The sequence below is a fragment of the Vibrio neptunius genome (assembly GCA_019339365.1).
Classification (GTDB): Bacteria; Pseudomonadota; Gammaproteobacteria; order Enterobacterales; family Vibrionaceae; genus Vibrio; species Vibrio neptunius.
This window is the reverse complement of record CP079859.1, coordinates 2,252,127-2,268,994: the sequence shown is the minus strand read 5'-3', so window position 1 is coordinate 2,268,994 and position 16,868 is coordinate 2,252,127. Positions and strand designations below refer to the sequence as shown.

Annotated in this window: 12 protein-coding genes and 2 pseudogenes; 4 read left to right on the top strand and 10 right to left on the bottom strand. The window is 44.1% G+C overall.

What is annotated here, in order from left to right; genetic code table 11:
* Positions 1-81: 81 nt before the first annotated feature.
* The 4 genes and pseudogenes from KW548_10800 to KW548_10785 all read right to left on the bottom strand — a co-directional run bounded on the left by KW548_10800 (position 82) and on the right by KW548_10785 (position 4,256).
* The gene (locus KW548_10800) at positions 82-831 is read right to left on the bottom strand and encodes an amino acid ABC transporter ATP-binding protein (protein ID QXX05692.1); all 750 of its coding nucleotides are present in this window, start codon (positions 829-831) and stop codon (positions 82-84) included.
* 22 nt (positions 832-853) lie between these two features.
* A pseudogene (locus tag KW548_10795) lies at positions 854-1,950 on the bottom strand (amino acid ABC transporter permease).
* Between the two features lies 1 nt (position 1,951).
* A complete protein-coding gene (locus KW548_10790; protein ID QXX05691.1) occupies positions 1,952-3,157 on the bottom strand; it encodes an amino acid ABC transporter permease in 1,206 nt (401 codons plus the stop codon).
* Positions 3,158-3,227: 70 nt separating this feature from the next.
* On the bottom strand, positions 3,228-4,256 hold the full coding sequence (locus tag KW548_10785) for an amino acid ABC transporter substrate-binding protein (protein QXX05690.1): 1,029 nt from the start codon (positions 4,254-4,256) through the stop codon (positions 3,228-3,230).
* 462 nt (positions 4,257-4,718) lie between these two features.
* Here KW548_10785 and KW548_10780 point away from each other — a divergent pair, with 462 nt between their 5' ends.
* Positions 4,719-5,654, top strand: a complete 936-nt coding sequence (locus tag KW548_10780; protein ID QXX05689.1) for a siroheme synthase — start codon at positions 4,719-4,721, stop codon at positions 5,652-5,654.
* Between the two features lie 74 nt (positions 5,655-5,728).
* On the opposite strand, the gene KW548_10775 is transcribed toward KW548_10780, so the two are convergent.
* Both KW548_10775 and KW548_10770 read right to left on the bottom strand, forming a co-directional pair.
* On the bottom strand, positions 5,729-6,214 hold the full coding sequence (locus KW548_10775; protein QXX05688.1) for a YajQ family cyclic di-GMP-binding protein: 486 nt from the start codon (positions 6,212-6,214) through the stop codon (positions 5,729-5,731).
* A gap of 18 nt (positions 6,215-6,232) precedes the next feature.
* Entirely contained in the window at positions 6,233-7,285 is a 1,053-nt protein-coding gene (locus tag KW548_10770; protein ID QXX05687.1) for a 3-deoxy-7-phosphoheptulonate synthase, read from the bottom strand.
* Positions 7,286-7,494: 209 nt separating this feature from the next.
* On the opposite strand from KW548_10770, the gene KW548_10765 reads away from it, so the two are divergent.
* Both KW548_10765 and KW548_10760 read left to right on the top strand, forming a co-directional pair.
* Complete coding sequence (locus tag KW548_10765; GenBank protein QXX05686.1) at positions 7,495-8,382, top strand: phosphoenolpyruvate synthase; 888 nt, start codon at positions 7,495-7,497, stop codon at positions 8,380-8,382.
* 116 nt (positions 8,383-8,498) lie between these two features.
* Positions 8,499-8,978 (top strand): DUF4442 domain-containing protein, encoded by a 480-nt coding sequence (locus KW548_10760; protein ID QXX05685.1) that lies wholly within the window; start codon positions 8,499-8,501, stop codon positions 8,976-8,978.
* On the opposite strand, the gene KW548_10755 is transcribed toward KW548_10760, so the two are convergent.
* Entirely contained in the window at positions 8,947-10,332 is a 1,386-nt protein-coding gene (locus KW548_10755) for a hypothetical protein (protein QXX05684.1), read from the bottom strand. The genes KW548_10760 and KW548_10755 overlap by 32 nt on opposite strands.
* An 89-nt stretch (positions 10,333-10,421) precedes the next feature.
* On the opposite strand from KW548_10755, the pseudogene KW548_10750 reads away from it, so the two are divergent.
* Positions 10,422-11,257: pseudogene (locus KW548_10750) on the top strand (GntR family transcriptional regulator).
* Positions 11,258-11,427: 170 nt separating this feature from the next.
* On the opposite strand, the gene rsmF reads toward KW548_10750, so the two are convergent.
* The 3 genes from rsmF to KW548_10735 all read right to left on the bottom strand — a co-directional run bounded on the left by rsmF (position 11,428) and on the right by KW548_10735 (position 16,840).
* Positions 11,428-12,852 (bottom strand): 16S rRNA (cytosine(1407)-C(5))-methyltransferase RsmF, encoded by a 1,425-nt coding sequence (gene rsmF, locus KW548_10745; GenBank protein QXX05683.1) that lies wholly within the window; start codon positions 12,850-12,852, stop codon positions 11,428-11,430.
* A 91-nt stretch (positions 12,853-12,943) separates the two neighbouring features.
* On the bottom strand, positions 12,944-15,577 hold the full coding sequence (locus tag KW548_10740) for an MCE family protein (protein QXX05682.1): 2,634 nt from the start codon (positions 15,575-15,577) through the stop codon (positions 12,944-12,946).
* Positions 15,578-16,840, bottom strand: a complete 1,263-nt coding sequence (locus KW548_10735) for a paraquat-inducible protein A (GenBank protein QXX05681.1) — start codon at positions 16,838-16,840, stop codon at positions 15,578-15,580. It abuts the gene before it with no gap.
* Between the last annotated feature and the right edge of the window lie 28 nt (positions 16,841-16,868).

Sequence of the window (16,868 nt, the reverse complement as noted above, 5' to 3'; positions counted from 1 at the left end):
GTATTATGAAATATGTAACACAATATAACAAATAAAAAGAGGCGAACTGAATCGCCTCTTGGATTATTAACTCATGATTTGTTAATGACTTAAGATTTGTGCTAGGAAGTTTTGTGTTCTATCCGACTGAGGGTTTTCGAAGAAGTCGACAGGGTTGTTCTCTTCGATGATTTCACCGGCATCCATAAAAATCACACGGTCTGCGACTTCTTTCGCGAAGCCCATTTCGTGAGTCACGCAGAGCATAGTCATGCCTTCTTCGGCTAACTCAACCATAACATCGAGCACTTCGCGTACCATTTCTGGGTCAAGTGCTGATGTTGGCTCGTCAAACAGCATCACTTGAGGGCTCATGCATAACGACCGAGCGATAGCCACACGCTGTTGTTGACCACCAGAAAGCTGGCCCGGGTATTTCTCTGCTTGATCAGGGATCTTAACCCGCTCTAAATACTTCATCGCAATGGCTTTGGCTTCTTCTTTGGGCATTTTCTTCACCCAAATCAGTGCCAGTGTGCAGTTTTCCAATACGGTCAGGTGGGGAAATAGGTTGAAGTGTTGGAAACACATACCGACTTCACGACGAACCGCCTCGATATTTTTTAAGTCTTCGGTCAACTCATTACCAGAGACGATAATCTGCCCTTTTTGGTGCTCCTCAAGGCGGTTGATACAGCGAATCATGGTTGATTTTCCTGAGCCTGAAGGACCACAGATAACGATCTTTTCGCCTTTTTTGACATCAAGGTTGATGTTTTTCAGTACGTGAAACTCTCCGTACCACTTGTTCATATCCTTAATTTGGATCATGTAATCTTGTTGTTGCGTCATAATACGTCCTTGAGCTTTCTGGTTATCGTTTGTGACCGGTATGAAGTTTGTTCTCTAGCCAAATCGAATATCTCGACATGCCGAAACAAAATACCCAGAACACTAACGCGACAAATACATAACTTTCAGTGGCAAACCCTAACCATTCAGGGTCAGTGTTAGCCGCTTGGCCAATGCCCAGTACATCAAACATACCAATGATAAGTACTAGACTGGTGTCTTTAAACAGGCCAATGAAGGTGTTCACAATAGATGGAATAGTGATCTTTAACGCCTGAGGAAGAACAATTAAGCCCATCTTTTCCAATAGCTTAACCCTAATGCATCCGCCGCTTCATACTGACCTTTCGGTATCGCCTGAAGACCACCACGGACCACTTCTGCCATGTAAGCTGCACTAAACATAACTACACCGATTAGAGCACGGATAAGTTTATCGGTTTCAGAGCCTTCTGCAAGGAACAATGGCAGCATCACTGATGCCATAAACAAAACAGTGATAAGCGGTACGCCACGCCAAATCTCAATGTATACGGTACAAATACTTCGAATTATTGGCATTTCAGAACGTCTACCCAGCGCCAGTGCGACACCAATAGGTAGCGACACCACGATACCGACCAACGCAATGATTAAAGTAACCAGCAATCCGCCCCACTTGTGCGTTTCTACAACTTCTAGTCCAAACACACCACCGTAAAGTAATGCCGCAATGATGAATGGGTAGATGTTGACGAAAAACAGCCAGATCCAAAGACGTTTTGGTGTCTTCTCATACGCAAGCAATATGGTAAAAATGGCAAGCGTAAAGTAAAACAGTCGAGGGCGCCACAGTTCTTCTTGGGGGTAAAAACCATACATAAACTGTTCCCATCGTACGCTGATAAATACCCAGCAAGCGCCCTCACGAGAACATGCGTCACGAGTCGTACCCACCCAATCGGCTTTGAGTATTGACCAATCAAACACTGTCCACAGAAGCGATATCGCTAAATAAGCCAAGACAATTGTCAGGATGGAGTTTATCGGTCCATTGAATAGGTTTTTGCGTAGCCATCCGACCATACCGACTGTGTTCGCTGGTGGTGGCAGGTCCGGCTGAAATTGATGTACTTTCATGCTATCTCTCCACCAAAGCAACTTTACGGTTATAGATATTCATCAGAGCTGAGGTAATCAAACTCAATGATAGATAAACGGCCATTGTCATCGCAATGATTTCAATTGCCTGACCTGTTTGGTTGAGTGTTGTACCAGCAAATACAGAGACCAAATCCGGGTATCCAATGGCCATCGCAAGCGATGAGTTCTTGGTCAGGTTTAAATATTGACTTGTCAGAGGTGGAATGATGATTCGCAGTGCTTGCGGAACAATAACGAGTTTCAATGTTCTAGATCGGGGTAGGCCAAGTGACATTGCTGCTTCTGTTTGCCCATGGCTAACGGCATTGATACCTGAACGTACAATTTCAGCGATGAACGATGCGGTATAGATACTCAAAGCCAGTAGCAGTGCTGCCAACTCTGGGATGATGCTAACTCCACCTTGAAAGTTGAAACCTTTGAGCTCAGGGTATTCTGCTGAAATAGGTGACCCCATAAGGAAGTAGACCACTGTTGGGAAAACAACAATCAACCCCAACGCAATTCGACCCATTGGCGTTTGTTGGCCTGTCAGACGTTGTTTGTTACGTGCCCAAATACGGATAAAGACAGTGGCAACGAGCCCGATCACGAATGAAGCAACAACAATTGCTGAACCAGCTTCAAAAATTGGTGATGGGAAATACAACCCACGCACATTTAAGAAAATGGCCTCGCCAAGGCTGAGACTTTGCCTTGCTGAAGGTAGCGCTTGTAAGACGGCGAAATACCAAAAGAATATCTGTAGAAGAAGAGGGATATTGCGGAATGTCTCAATGTAAACAGCGGCAAGTCGGCTGACTAACCAGTTTGATGACAGGCGAGCAATACCCATAACAAAGCCAATCACTGTAGCAAGGATAATACCGAGCACAGAAACTAAGGCAGTGTTGAGGAGGCCGATAATAAATGTGTGGCCATAAGAATAAGTTTCATCGTATTCAATCAGCGTTAGGCCAATCCCAAAGCCTGCTTCTTGCGTCAAAAACCCAAAACCCGTGGCGATACCACGTGCTTCCAAGTTAGTCAGTGCATTATTGACTATTGTGTAGAAGAAAAAGACCAGAGCTAGTATCGCAATGATTTGAAATACGACTGATCGAAAGGTGGGATTGTATAAAAGGCTCGCGTTAGAAGTCGTTCCGTTATCCGTCTTCGACGCAACAGTATTAGTCGGTTTCATACAGCTATAACCTCAAATCCATTTTATAAAAAGGGCGGCTTATACCGCCCATTTTGTTGTTATGTTTTGCTTAACGGATTGGTGGAGCGTACATAAAGCCGCCCGCATTCCATAGTGCATTTACACCACGTGAGATTTGTAGTGGAGAACCTTTACCTACAGTGCGCTCGAAACTTTCGCCGTAGTTACCCACTTGTTTAACAACTTGGTAGCCCCAATCGTCGCGGATGCCAAGGCCTTTGCCTTTAGGGCCCTCGACACCCAAAATACGTTTAACGTTTGGATCTTTAGATTTGAGCATCTCGTCAGCATTTGTCGACGAGATGCCATACTCTTCGGCATTCACCATGGCTGAAAGCGTCCATTTAGCGATGTTGAACCACTGATCGTCACCTTGACGCACTACAGGGCCAAGAGGCTCTTTAGAAATGATTTCCGGTAGTACCTCAGCTGAACTTGGATCCTGAAGGTTTAAGCGAAGTGCGTACAGACCTGACTGGTCAGTCGTTAGTACGTCACAACGACCCGCATCGAAACCTTTGGAAGTTTGAGCTGCTGTATCGAATACTACAGGCTTGTATGACATACCATTATTGCGGAAGTAGTCAGCTAGGTTTAGCTCTGTTGTTGTACCAGACTGAACACAAACTGATGCACCATTGAGTTCTTTTGCACTCTTAAGGCCAAGATCCTTCTTAACCATAAAGCCTTGACCATCGTAGTAGTTAACGCCTACGAAGTTCAGACCCAGAGCGGTATCACGGTGTAAAGTCCATGTTGTGTTACGAGATAAAACGTCGATTTCACCAGATTGCAGTGCGGTGAAGCGTTCTTTAGCGGTTAGCGGGACATATTTAACTTTTGATTTATCACCAAGCACGGCCGCAGCAAGTGCCTGACAGTACTCTACGTCAATACCTTCCCATTCGCCTTTTGAGTTGGGGTTAGAGAATCCTGGTAGACCTGTACTTACACCACAAGTTAGGAAACCCTGCTTAGTCACTTTATCCAGAGTGCTATCTGCTGCAAAAGCACTTGTAGACATCAGCGCAGTTGAAGCAGCTACTACTGAAGCAAGAAGTGTGAGTTTGTTCGCCATTTGTATCCTTCCTGTATGATCCATGTTAAACCAGGTAACACCTGATACAACGAATGAAAAAATTGTTGTGTTTCAATAGTTATCGGCTGATTACTCAAATTTGAGTTGTATATAAATCAACCATTTATAAGCGTAGGAAAGGATCAGTAAATTCTCAACTATATAATTTAAAAAGATTAATTAAAGTAATTTACCAATCTGACCTTTAATTAGGATGACCAAATGTTAATCGAATGTAAATAGTGCAAGACATCACAATAATGGTGCAAACGTAGATACTCACCATAATTTACTGTTTACATAATATTTACATTTCGTTCATTTCAGTAGGTTTAAAAGATAATTCTGTAAATAATATTAATTTTGGTTTTAAATTATGCGATTGTCATTGTTGGGTTTATCGATGTGCCCCATCTTTGGTAGTATCTTTCATACAGTTCGTATCATTGCCCAAGGATAGAAATGCAGTATTTTCCTCTGTTTATGAACCTTACCGACAAGCCCGTTCTGGTGGTTGGTGGAGGAGAGGTCGCGTGCCGAAAAGTCGACAGCCTGATTCGCGCAGGTGCAAACGTCACCATAGTGTCACCTCAAATAGAACCTTATTTGCAAAAAATCGTGGAAAGTAACGAGTGTTTGTGGATACAGAATTTTTATTCGGAAGAATTGTTAGAGCGCACATACACTCAAGTGTGGGCTACAACGGACAATCCAGAGCTTAATCATCGCGTTTATCATGATGCTAAAGCGTTGGGTTTACTTGTCAACGTGGTGGATGATCAGCCCTATTGTGACTTTATTACCCCATCAATGATAAATCGGGGGAGAATTCAAATCGCCATTTCCAGTGGTGGGGCATCGCCCGTGCTGGTACGTAACATTCGAGAACAGTTTGAGGCCATTTTGCCACAAAACCTGTCACTACTCGCGGATTTCGGGGCGTCAAAGCGGAGCGATATCAAGCGTCGTTTACCTTCTGTTGACCTCAGACGTAAGTTTTGGGAGTCATTCTTCGATCACCCAGACACTGAACTGGCGACTCAACGTTCACAGCTAGAAGATATTTATTTGAGCATGTTTGGAAATCAGATTGACGATAAAGGCATGGTGACGTGGATAGATTATGGAAATGATGTCGAGCTTCTTCCTCTCAAAGCGTTGCGGATGATGCAGCAAGCAGAGCTCGTGTTATTTGACAAAGGTTGCCCGTTTGAGTTCGTGGATCTCATTAGAAGAGATGCTGAAAGGGAAGAATATCATCGTGACGTGGATTTATCTGAGAGACTGGTTAACGCAAGAAGTGAAAAGTTACGAGTGGTCATATTGGTCGAACCGGATTCATCTCAATATAATTTGCTCAAGAACAATGATACACATATTAGATTAGGTTCTGTTTAGTTATTTTGTTTATATTAAAACAAGCCCGCAAAGTGCGGGCTTGTTGTTAGATAAATCCCAATGGAACACATTAGCTAGTCACGGAAGTTATCATACTGGAATGGCTGGCCTAGGTCAGCTTCGCGAATCATAGCAATAGTTGCTTGTAGATCATCACGTTTTTTACCTGTGACTCTTACCTTTTCACCTTGAATTGACGCTTGCACTTTTAGCTTCGCATCTTTAATTGCCTTCACGACTTTCTTGGCTGTTGGTGTATCAATACCTTGCTTGAAAACTACAATTTGATGCCAGTTCTTACCGGAAGCCTCTTCAGCTTTTGCTTCCATTGCATTGGCGTCGACTCCTCGCTTTGTCAGGTGTGAGCGAAGAATATCGCGCATTTGTTTTAGCTGGAAATCACCTTCAGCATTTAGGCGCACAGATTCATCTTTTTGCATTTCAAATGATGCATCCACGCCGCGGAAGTCGAAGCGAGTAGACAATTCTCGTGACGCATTATCTACGGCATTACGTAGTTCAACCGTATCAATTTCAGATATAATATCAAAAGATGGCATTATTCTTATTCCTCTCGTTTAACCGCGTGATTTAACGGCGGTTGCCAGCATGTCTAGCATGGTTGATGTATCTTCCCAGCTCAAACATGGATCGGTGATTGACTGACCGTATGTAAGATTGCTTATGTCTTTCATTGGCTGATTGCCTTCGATAATGAAGCTTTCTGCCATGATTCCCGCAATCTGATTTTTGCCAGATGTGATCTGCTCGCAAATGTCTTTCGCAACATCAAGTTGTTTGCGATGTTGCTTTTGGCAGTTGGCATGGCTGAAATCGACGACTAGGCGCTGAGGCAAACCAAACTCTTCAAGTTGTTGACAGGCCGCTTCTACAGATCCTGCATCAAAATTGGGACCTTTTTCGCCTCCCCGAAGAATCACGTGCCCGAACGGGTTACCGCTGGTGCGATACACAGTCATACGACCGTTTTTATCTGGTGAGTAGAAGTAATGTGAGGCGTGAGATGCGCGAATTGCATCGATCGCTATCTTAATGTTGCCATTCGTACCGTTCTTAAACCCGACAGGGCATGATAAAGCTGAAGCCATTTCACGGTGAATTTGTGACTCGGTTGTACGTGCCCCAATTGCGCCCCAAGTGATTAAGTCAGCGATATACTGGCCAGTGATCATATCTAGGAACTCGGTCGCCGTAGCTAATCCGAGTTTGTTGATATCTAGAAGAAGTTTACGAGCTTTATTTAGGCCCGTTTCTAATGCATAAGAACCATCTAGGTTAGGGTCAGTGATCAAGCCTTTCCAACCAACAACAGTGCGCGGCTTCTCAAAATAGGTTCTCATGACGACAAACAATTCGTCTTTGTAGTGCTCCTGAACCTCCGCTAGGCGTTTAGCGTAATCAAGTGCGGCTTCAGTGTCATGAACTGAGCAAGGCCCGACAATGACTAACAGGCGATTATCTTGACCTACAAGAATTTTTTCAATTTGGCGGCGAGATTCAGCGATGCGTTTTGCTACGTCTTCCGTAATTGGATGGGCGTGTCCAAGTTCTGCCGGAGTTGGCATTGGACCCAATGGCTGGGTTCTTAATTCATCGGTTTTGAGTGGCATACGAAAGCCTGTTGTTTTTATTGCGAAGCGGTAAAGATAACGGAAACATCATTAGGAATAAACCTCTTATCTTCATTCTTGGCGTGCCCACCTTTAGTGGGTGAGGGATTATGCATTCAAAGTTTATAAAAATGCATTTTAACTTGTTTTACTTTGGTTCTGTCGGTATGTTCAGGAAAGAATCAAACAATAAAATGCACGGAGCAGTAATGAGCATTAATACTTCAGATGAATGGCAATCACGACTCAATTTAGGTGATGCAATACCGGGTGAAGAATCGTCTTCAGAAAGCACACACCTCTTTGTTTCTCTCTCCGATTTAGTCTCAGAAATTATTTTCTACCACCCATGCTATAGAAATGTTGAGTCCATTTTGAGTGACGTTGAACTCAGCTCTATTGACGCGATACTTGGCGAAGTTTCGATGGAAGACCATTTTGTCGCCACGTTAACTGAACGAATTATGCAGTCGGTGAAGCCCAACCATCAATCTGTGCGTGTTGCGTTAAGTGATGCGGATAGTTACGAATTGAGCTCACTTCTCGGTGGGAAAGCTGAAGCACAAGAAGTCAACCCAGCATTAGGTTTGCGCGGTGTATCTCGTTACGCTCAAACTAAGTTTAGTCATGCATTTGCTCTGGAGTGTCAAGTCCTCAAGGCGTTGCAGCAGCAAGGCGTACAAGTTGAGATTGTGGTTCCATTTGTCAGAGCATTGTCTGATGCAGCCAAGATTATTGATTTACTGGCAGAGCAGGGGCTGCCAAGAGGTTTAAACGGGTTGAAGGTTTTGTATACCGTTGATGTCCCGTCTGCTGCGCTGCTCTCAGAGCGATTGTTACATTACTTCGATGGCTTAGTTATTAATCTAGAGAACCTCTCTCAGTTTACGCTTGGTGTCGACAGGCTCAGTGAAGATTTGCAACACCTGTTCGACCCTCAGAGCGAAGCCGTTATCGCTCTAGTGGATATGGCAGTCAAAGCGGCAAATCACAATTCTAAGCCTGTATTGGTCGTCACTAGTGGACTTGCTCGCTACAGTAAAATACGGGAATACATTATTGAGCATGCTTACATCCAAGTTGCTGTGACGTCGTAACCTGAAAATAGGTGACTTCGATATAACTTCAAAAGGTTGATGTTAACAAAATGTTGACATCAACCTTTGTTCGTTATGAACTAGGGATACACAGAGTGACATGTCGGACCAGTTAAATGCTTTCTCCACTTACTAAAGCCAATTTGTACCTTAAACTTTTCGGATTCTTTAAAGTCCCCTTGATTTGGTTGTGTCGGCCAAAAATACTCAAACTCGATTCTGACTCAGTTGAAGTAAAAATACCCCTCAAAAGAAAAACTAAGAACCATCTTGATAGTATGTATTTCGGTGTGCTGGCGGTCGGAGCAGATGTAGCTGGTGGGTTTATGGCGATGAGCAAAGCTCAAGACAGAGGGCATAAAGTATCTCTGGCCTTTAAAGCGGTTGACGGGCAATTCCTCAAACGGCCAGAGGGTGACGTTCACTTTGTTTGCAACGATGGGGCAGTCATTGACAAAATGTTGGATCAAACAATGGAGACCGGAGAGCGAATTAATCAGCCAGTGAGGATTACCGCGGTTTGTCCAAGCTTACATGGTGACGAGCCGATGGCAGAGTTTCAACTTACTCTGTCATTGAAGAAAATGGGTGACTAACGTCATCTATCTCAATTTGCTCAATGGCCACAATTTTGTTTCGATTGAGAACAATTTTCCAACGATAATAATGAGGTGTTCCATCATGGCTATCTTCTTTGGCGATGAGGTTAATCAGATGCCGCTTTTCAACGGATTCTTTGCTGACCTGACCGTTGTTTAGTGTGTAAACTTTATTCGAACCCTTATCCATCAAACGCATAAATGGTCTCATACTGAGCATCATGGACTCTCGAGTTTCTTCGTAACCGCTCATAAATTTGGACGTTGACATCTCGGTTTCAGAACGGTAGTGGAGGATTTGCTCTTCGCGTTGCACAACACGTTTCTTGCGGATGTTCTGGATGCGGTCAGGCAGCTTAAGGATGTTTTTATAGTCTAACCACTCTAACTTTTGGCCCACGGCTTTGTTCGTCGTTGGGTCCAAATAGTATTGGCGCCATTTTGGTCGACCTTTACGAATCCATCGCCACATGACATCGCGAAGATCATCTTTGAATATTTCGCGCAGCGCATACACAAATGACATCAAAATGATGAAAGAGACGGTGATTTCTCCCCAATAGTCCCGTGCGAGAATCGCTGTAATGGTGACAAACACCATGACAAAGCCGGTTGCCGAGCCTTTGACCACTCGTTTCATGTTCTTTCCAAGTGATTGAGTGTTTGCTTTTAACACAACGGGGTGTTCAATCAAGCGGCGCAGCAAGCGCATTTTATTACTGAGACGGGTTACGTCGTCACGAACGCTTTTCGAGTTGTAATTGTTAAGCTTACGGTGTGCCGCTTCTTTCTCAACAATAGCCAAGAGTCGATCTTTGATAGTCTTATAGTCATTGTCTCGTGGCATGTGGGCGATGAGAGATAGAAAACGCTGGCCTGTATACCAAGAAAGATAGTTGTCTATGTTAGCGTAGTAGCGCTTGATGCTTTCCTCGTAAGGAATGCTTCGTCTTAACTTTTTCAAGATATCTAATGCCAACTCGATAACTTCATCCACTTCATCGGTGGTTACAACGTCTGAATTATGTTTATTGAGTTCATTGACGGCTTTATCCAATGCAATCACATACTGATAGGCAAACAAACTCAAACTAACACGATATTGAGTCGAAGACAGGCGTCCACGTTTTGCCAAACGGCTGTGTACGAGTGGCAATAGTGTTTTGTCACTAAAGTAGGCACGTTTCTGTACGATGGACTCGTAATAAATCTCGTTCTCTTTGAGTACATCTGGTGTTAGGCCGAGCTCGCCAGGAATGAAAAAGTAGAGGTCAAGATCTGACTTCTTGGATGAAGCCATAGCGTGGGAAATCTTAAGAGTGATGCCGTCCTGCTTATCAACGGTGAGCAAAGAATACTCCTGAAAAAAATATAATTATCTGGCGAAAGCATAACAGAGTTTCGGTATAATCACCGCAAATTTAGCAAGAGACAGTTGAAATGATTAAAGTTGGTCAAATAAACCACTTAGAAGTAGTAAAAAAGCAGATTTTGGCGTATTTCTCGATGCAGGCGATTACGGCACTAGCCTACTACCCAATAGGCTTGTTCCAGAAGGCACCGAAGTAGGTCAATTTATTGATGCTTTCTTATATTTCGACTCTGATAATCAGCTGGTTGCGACAACTGAAACCCCAATTGCTCAAGTGGGCGAGTGGGGGTTGATGAAGATTCAAGGAATCAACAGTACTGGTGCCTTTGCTGATTGGGGAATAAAAGGCAAAGATCTGTTAATCCCATTTAGTGAGCAGCGTTCGCGCTACTCGGAAGGCCAAACCATTCTAGTGTACGTATACACAGATAAAGCCTCTGGTCGAATTGTTGGTACGACTAAATTTAACAAACTGCTAGACAAGACACCTGCGAATTACCAGCGTAATCAGCAAGTCGATTTAATTATTGCTGAGCGCAGTGACTTAGGCTTTAAGGCGATCGTGGAAGGCCAACACTGGGGTATGATCTTCAAATCCGATGTCTTTGGTAAATTGTTTGTAGGTAAACGACTCAAAGGGTATATCAAGGGTATTCGCGAAGATGGCAAAGTAGACCTTTCTTTGCAGAAAATCGGTGTTGCTAAGATGGATGACTTGAGTCAAAAAGTATTGGATCTTCTTGAAAAGAAGGGAGGCTTCCTACCTTTGAATGACAAATCATCACCGGAAAGTATTTTTGCTGCGTTTCGTACCAGCAAAGGGACATTCAAGAAAACAATCGGTGGCTTATATAAGCAAGGAAAAATTACGATAGAGGAAGATGGTATTCGCATCGTTTCGTAATTGAGGCCAAAAAAAGGCCCGAAGCAGATATTGCTTTGGGCCTAGGGGAATGGCTCTTATAGAGCCTGCGCTAACTGGTTGATATTCTATGCTTTATCATTCACTAAAGTGTAGTACATCGTCATTGTTTCGCTAGGCGGTTCTGGCATTTTCTACTCATATTTTGCGATTTAAAATAGATTTTTATCTCGCACTAGCTCTCTAGGCAGACCATTCTTCACTCGATTTCCGACCCATTTTCCTAATCCAATCACATCGTTACCAAGCTTTACAATCACTTCACCTTTGCCCGATAGATTCTCCGGTCGAACGTCTCTACCCATAAACCATTCGCGGGCATCGTCTGTAGAAAGTGTGACACAGTTCGACTCTTGGCCAGTAGCTAACGCTGTCGCGACCTGATGCTGCCATCGGTAGCCTTTTTTATGAGCTTCAGCAATTTTAATCCCCATTCTTGAGAAACGGAATTCACCAAGCATAGTTTCTAATGCGTTAGGGAAGAGCCAGACATCGTTGTCACGCATCCAAACCTGCGAATTTTCTGGAAGCTCGATATCTAAACTATCACGCAGCTGTTTGCTGATTTCTTGATGAACTTTATTGGATGCCTTTTCAAATGGGAATTTACCTAAGCGCTTTTTCACTTGTGGTGCTTCAGTGGAACCAAGCTTTCTTATTCTGGCTACAAAGAAGCCTTCACAATCATACATTTGAGGGAAAACATGAAGGAAACCTTCTTCAGTTAGCGCTTTCTCTGACTCAGGGAAGAGAGAATCTAGAGGCTCAAACTCTACGAGGTTGCCAAACTGCTCTTTCAAGTGCGCACAAACTTGCTGGTTCTCTTCGATGCTTAATGTACACGTTGAGTAAACCATAACACCGCCTGGCCTTAGTGCGTAAAACGCACTCTCTATCAACTCTTTTTGGGTATCAGCGATGGATAGAACAGATTCTTTGCTCCAGTTCTTCATCGCATCGGCGTCTTTACGCACTGTACCTTCACCTGAACAAGGTGCATCAATTAAAACAGCATCAAACTGTTCAGGCAGCCAGCCTCCAAAAACTCGGCCATCATAGTTGCTCAGCGCAGTGTTGCGCAACCCGCAGCGTTCAATGTTAGCGTGTAAGACCTTGACTCGACTGGATGAGAATTCATTGGCTACTAAGACCCCTAAATTATCCATTTTTGCTGCAATTTGAGTGGTTTTTGAACCTGGTGCGGCTGCCATGTCGAGCACACTAATGAAGTGGTCACTCTGATCGTTAAACAAGGCAGATACCGGCATCATTGAGCTTGCTTCCTGAATGTAGAACAAGCCGGACATATGCTCTGCAGTGTTGCCAAGTGGGGTTTGTGATTCGTCAGCGTCGATCCAGAAACCTTCTTCACACCATGGTATAGGTGACAGTTGCCAGCCTTTTTCTTGAGCTCGCTGAATAAACTCTGAGATAGAAATCTTCAACGTGTTTACGCGAATGCTTTTACGGAGAGGGCGTTGACACGCGGCGACAAAGTCTTCCATATTGAGGCTGTCAGGAAGAATGGCTTCCATTTCTTTCAAAAATTCTGCGGGTAAATAGACGTTCTGATGCAAAGTTCTATCTCAGTTTTTTCAGGGGTCGGAATTATAGCGGATTGAAAAACAAAACGCAGCGAAATCGCTGCGTTTGAAAGCCTAATGTTGTTTATGGTTTCGGAATAGCGGTACGCCAAGTCTTCCAATTCTCCTCTGGTGTTGGATAGAGGAAGAAAGACTGACCAGGCTGCGCTATGGGCTGAAGTTGATTGTTTTCAGGAGTGGCAAAGGTGATTCCGCCTCTCACAATACTGTCGATGGTCCCCGCTTTAATGTTTGCGCCACCTAGACCGATGGAGACATCGACGCCTGAAATGTTCCAGAAAATACTATTTTGCCTTACAAGATAAGCGTATTCGGGCTGGATAGAGATGGTCGAGACAACGCGATCAGCAAACTCTCCGAGTTCCACATTAGTGACGTTACCCACCTCAATTTCTCTATAGAGTACAGGTGTACCTTTAGCGACTGAGCCACGAGATTCGCTTTGCAGGGTGAAGGATACCCCCTGTTTATCTCTCTCTTGTTTATTGAGATGGAAAGTATGCTGAGCTTTGCCTGCACCTGGGACTACGTTAATAGTTTGAGTGAGAAGGTTCTGAAGATTCTTCACGCCATTCAAGCCAACAGTCGCTTGAGCAACCCAGAAGTAGCTGCCCTCGGTGGCTAGCTTGTCTGCATACTCAGGTAGTACTCGAAGTTTAATTTCAACACGCTCGCGCTTAAAATCAGGTATGACAAGGGTGACTTCAGCCACTTGCACGCCGTTATATTTTACCGCGGTTCCTTTAGTAATGTTGTTTTCACCTTCAGCGTTGAGCGTAATGACATGGCCAAACTTTCGCGCTGTTTTGAAATCTTGATAGAGCAGCCACTTGTCATTCTGTTTGTTTTCGACACCCGGTAAAGAATCAAACGCAATACCGCCTTGAATGAGTGACTTTAATGGGGCAGCCTTAACACTGATACCGGCTAGGCTAGCATCCACTTCAACGCCAGAACGGTTCCAAAAGACGGTTTGTTCGGTGACAAGGTGTTTGTATTGATTTTCAATACTTGCGGTAATGACCACGCCACCATCAACAAGACGGAAATCAGAAATGCTACCTACTTGTAAATTACGGTAAAGCAATGGGCTGCCTTTGCTGATAGGGGGAAGCTCGTTCGCAAATAGCGTAATATTTTCTGAGCCAGACATATTGTATTTCGCTAATTCAGCCAATGATTTACTTGGATAGAGTGTGTATTGCTCTCTCGGGTTCTCAACCCCTTCGCTAACAAAACTGACTGAACCTGTCAGTAATTGCTTCGCAGGAGGTACATTGATATTGAGGCCTGATTCGGTTAGCTCCGCAGTGGCGCTCCCCGTCACGAAGAAACGGTTTTGGGATTTAATGGTATTGGCATAGGCTTTGTCCACCAACACATCTAGATGCACTTTTTCACTAACTAGCGAGACTTTGGTGACTTCACCGACTGTAATTCCACGATAAAGAACATTTGCACCAGCACCAAGACCAAATGAATTGTCGGCAACCAGTGTTATGGCCACAGATTTTGCTTGTTGTTTATTGAACTGATCCTTGCGAATTGCGTTAAAGTAACGAGAGCGTTCGCCCTTTCCTGGCACCAGAGTAAGAAAATTTCCCTTCACTAAGTTTGTGAGATTTTCTACACCAGAAAGCGAAACTTTCGCTTCTTCGAGGATAAAATTACTGCCGCTGGTCAGCATGTCTGAGAACGCTGGTTGGATAGCCGCTGAGGCAACAATCTCTTTTCTTCCATTACTAAGCTGCAAGTCGGTGACCTGACCAATTTCAATGCCGCGGTACATGATAGGAGCACCAGTCGGACTGATTTGGTTATCATCTGGCAAGGTGATCTTAATTGGTATACCACGTCCTGCTGTTTTCAGATCTGGGTACAGCTTAAACCTGGTGTTGTCTGCTACCGGCTCACCGCCATCGGGAGAATCGACCGCAATCGAACCTCCAATTAAAGCACTTAAGCTTTCAAGTCTCACATCAACGCCATCGAATCCGATATTGGCTCCTAAACCGCTGACGTTCCAGAAACGGCTCTCATCGGTAATGATTTTGCGGTATTCGTCGTGAATGGAAGCCTGAATTAACACATTTCTACCAGGTTCATCAAGTTGATAGCTGTAGACTTCACCGATGGGAATCTTGCGATAAACGATTTGAGAGCCAACCGATATGCCGCCGAGGTCTTCCGCTCTTAGAGTGATGTTAAGCCCCTCACGCGCCAAAATATCTGAAGGTGAGCGCTCAAGTGCCGTAAATTGAGTTTCGGGTTTGGAGGGATTGTCGCTCGGCTGGATTGCAATATAGTTGCCAGATACTAAAGCGTCTAATCCAGAAATGCCAGACAGGCTGGCGGTAGGTTTGACCATCCAAAAGCGCGTTTCTTTCGACAAAAGTTTAGTGGCTTCAGGGTAAATATCAGCGTCTACGTAGATACTTTCTAAGTCTTGTGAGAGGTTAATATCACGCACGATACCAACCTCTAGGCCTTGATATCGAATCGTAGTACGGCCTGCGACTAAGCCCTGAGCATCAGAGAAGTAGATCTGAATTCGCTGACCAGCGTCGTTAATCGCCTTAACAACTAACCAACCAGCAAGGACCATGGTCAGCAAAGGTAATAGCCACAAAGGAGACACACCTTTATTACGCTTTACGTCCGGCGAGTAAGAGGGCTGATTAGAAGATGAATGAGTCATTTAATGGTTCTTCTCTTTTCTCTGATTATTCTTTGCTGTATCTGGATAATTATCCCACAACAGTCTCGGGTCAACACTCTCTGCTGCCAGCATAGTCAATACAACAACGATTCCAAACGCAACCGCCCCATACCCTGGAGTAAAATCGAGGATCTGGCCGCGATCGACCAAGGTCATCATGATAGAAATAACAAACAAATCCATCATGGACCAACGTCCTATCCATTTAATAACAAAATAGATGATCATTCTCTGGCGATGAAACACTTTGCGCTTAAATTGGATCGCGAGCAATAAGTACGCCAAACCGATGATTTTGGCGACGGGAACGACAATGCTCGCTACAAATATAATGACCGCGATTCCTGGCATACCGTTTTTTACCAGTGAAGCCACGCCGGAAAAAATAGTGTCTTCAAGCCGCTGGCCATTAGTAATCAAAATCGATATCGGGATCAGATTTGCCGGAAAAATGGCAATCGTAGCGGCAACAAGATAAGCCCAAGTCATTTGTACGGAGCGAGGTTTACGGTGATAAATGGGTTTATGACAGCGGACACACTGCGTTCCTTCTGGTTGAGAAAGGTGGCAGTGGTGACAGTGAAGTTGTTTCTCTTTGAACTGATAAGACTGTTCAGTCTCGTAGGCTTCCCAATAACGGCGTACACTCACTCGTGTAACAAGCATGACTGTCGCGATCTGTAACAGGACCAAACCATATAAACCTACGCCCACGTAGATGTCGGAATAGTCCTGTAACTTAAAGCAGGAAATAGCGACGCTGACGAGAAATACATCAATCATCACCCAGTTTTTGAGGTGTTGAATCGTATAGAGAGAATATTTAAGTAATGAAAATTTACGTTGCTTAAGGGCAACGTGAGCAGTTAGGACCGAACCGCTGACTAATAATGGTGCGATAGAGCTACAAAATATGATTAGTATAGATAGGAAAACAAAACCCTCTTCAAATAGTGTGAAAACACCAGAAGGTAAGGTCGCTGGAATCATGACGCCGAATAGACGAATACTAATAAAGTCAAAGAAATGAGAAGGAATGAAAAGTAAAAGGCAAGTAATGGCAATGGCTAGGTTGCCAGATAGAGAAGGTGTGCCTCCACGATACAACTTACTTCCACAACGTGGGCAATAAGCGCTTTTTCCACGTTCAATATGGACGTTATCTATGGGCAATTCACACCCGTGGCATAGTCTAACGTGGGAAGTTTCAGAAAGGTGTGGTGATAATTTTGGAGGGCTCATATTACCCTCCAAATCTTGAGTAATTAGT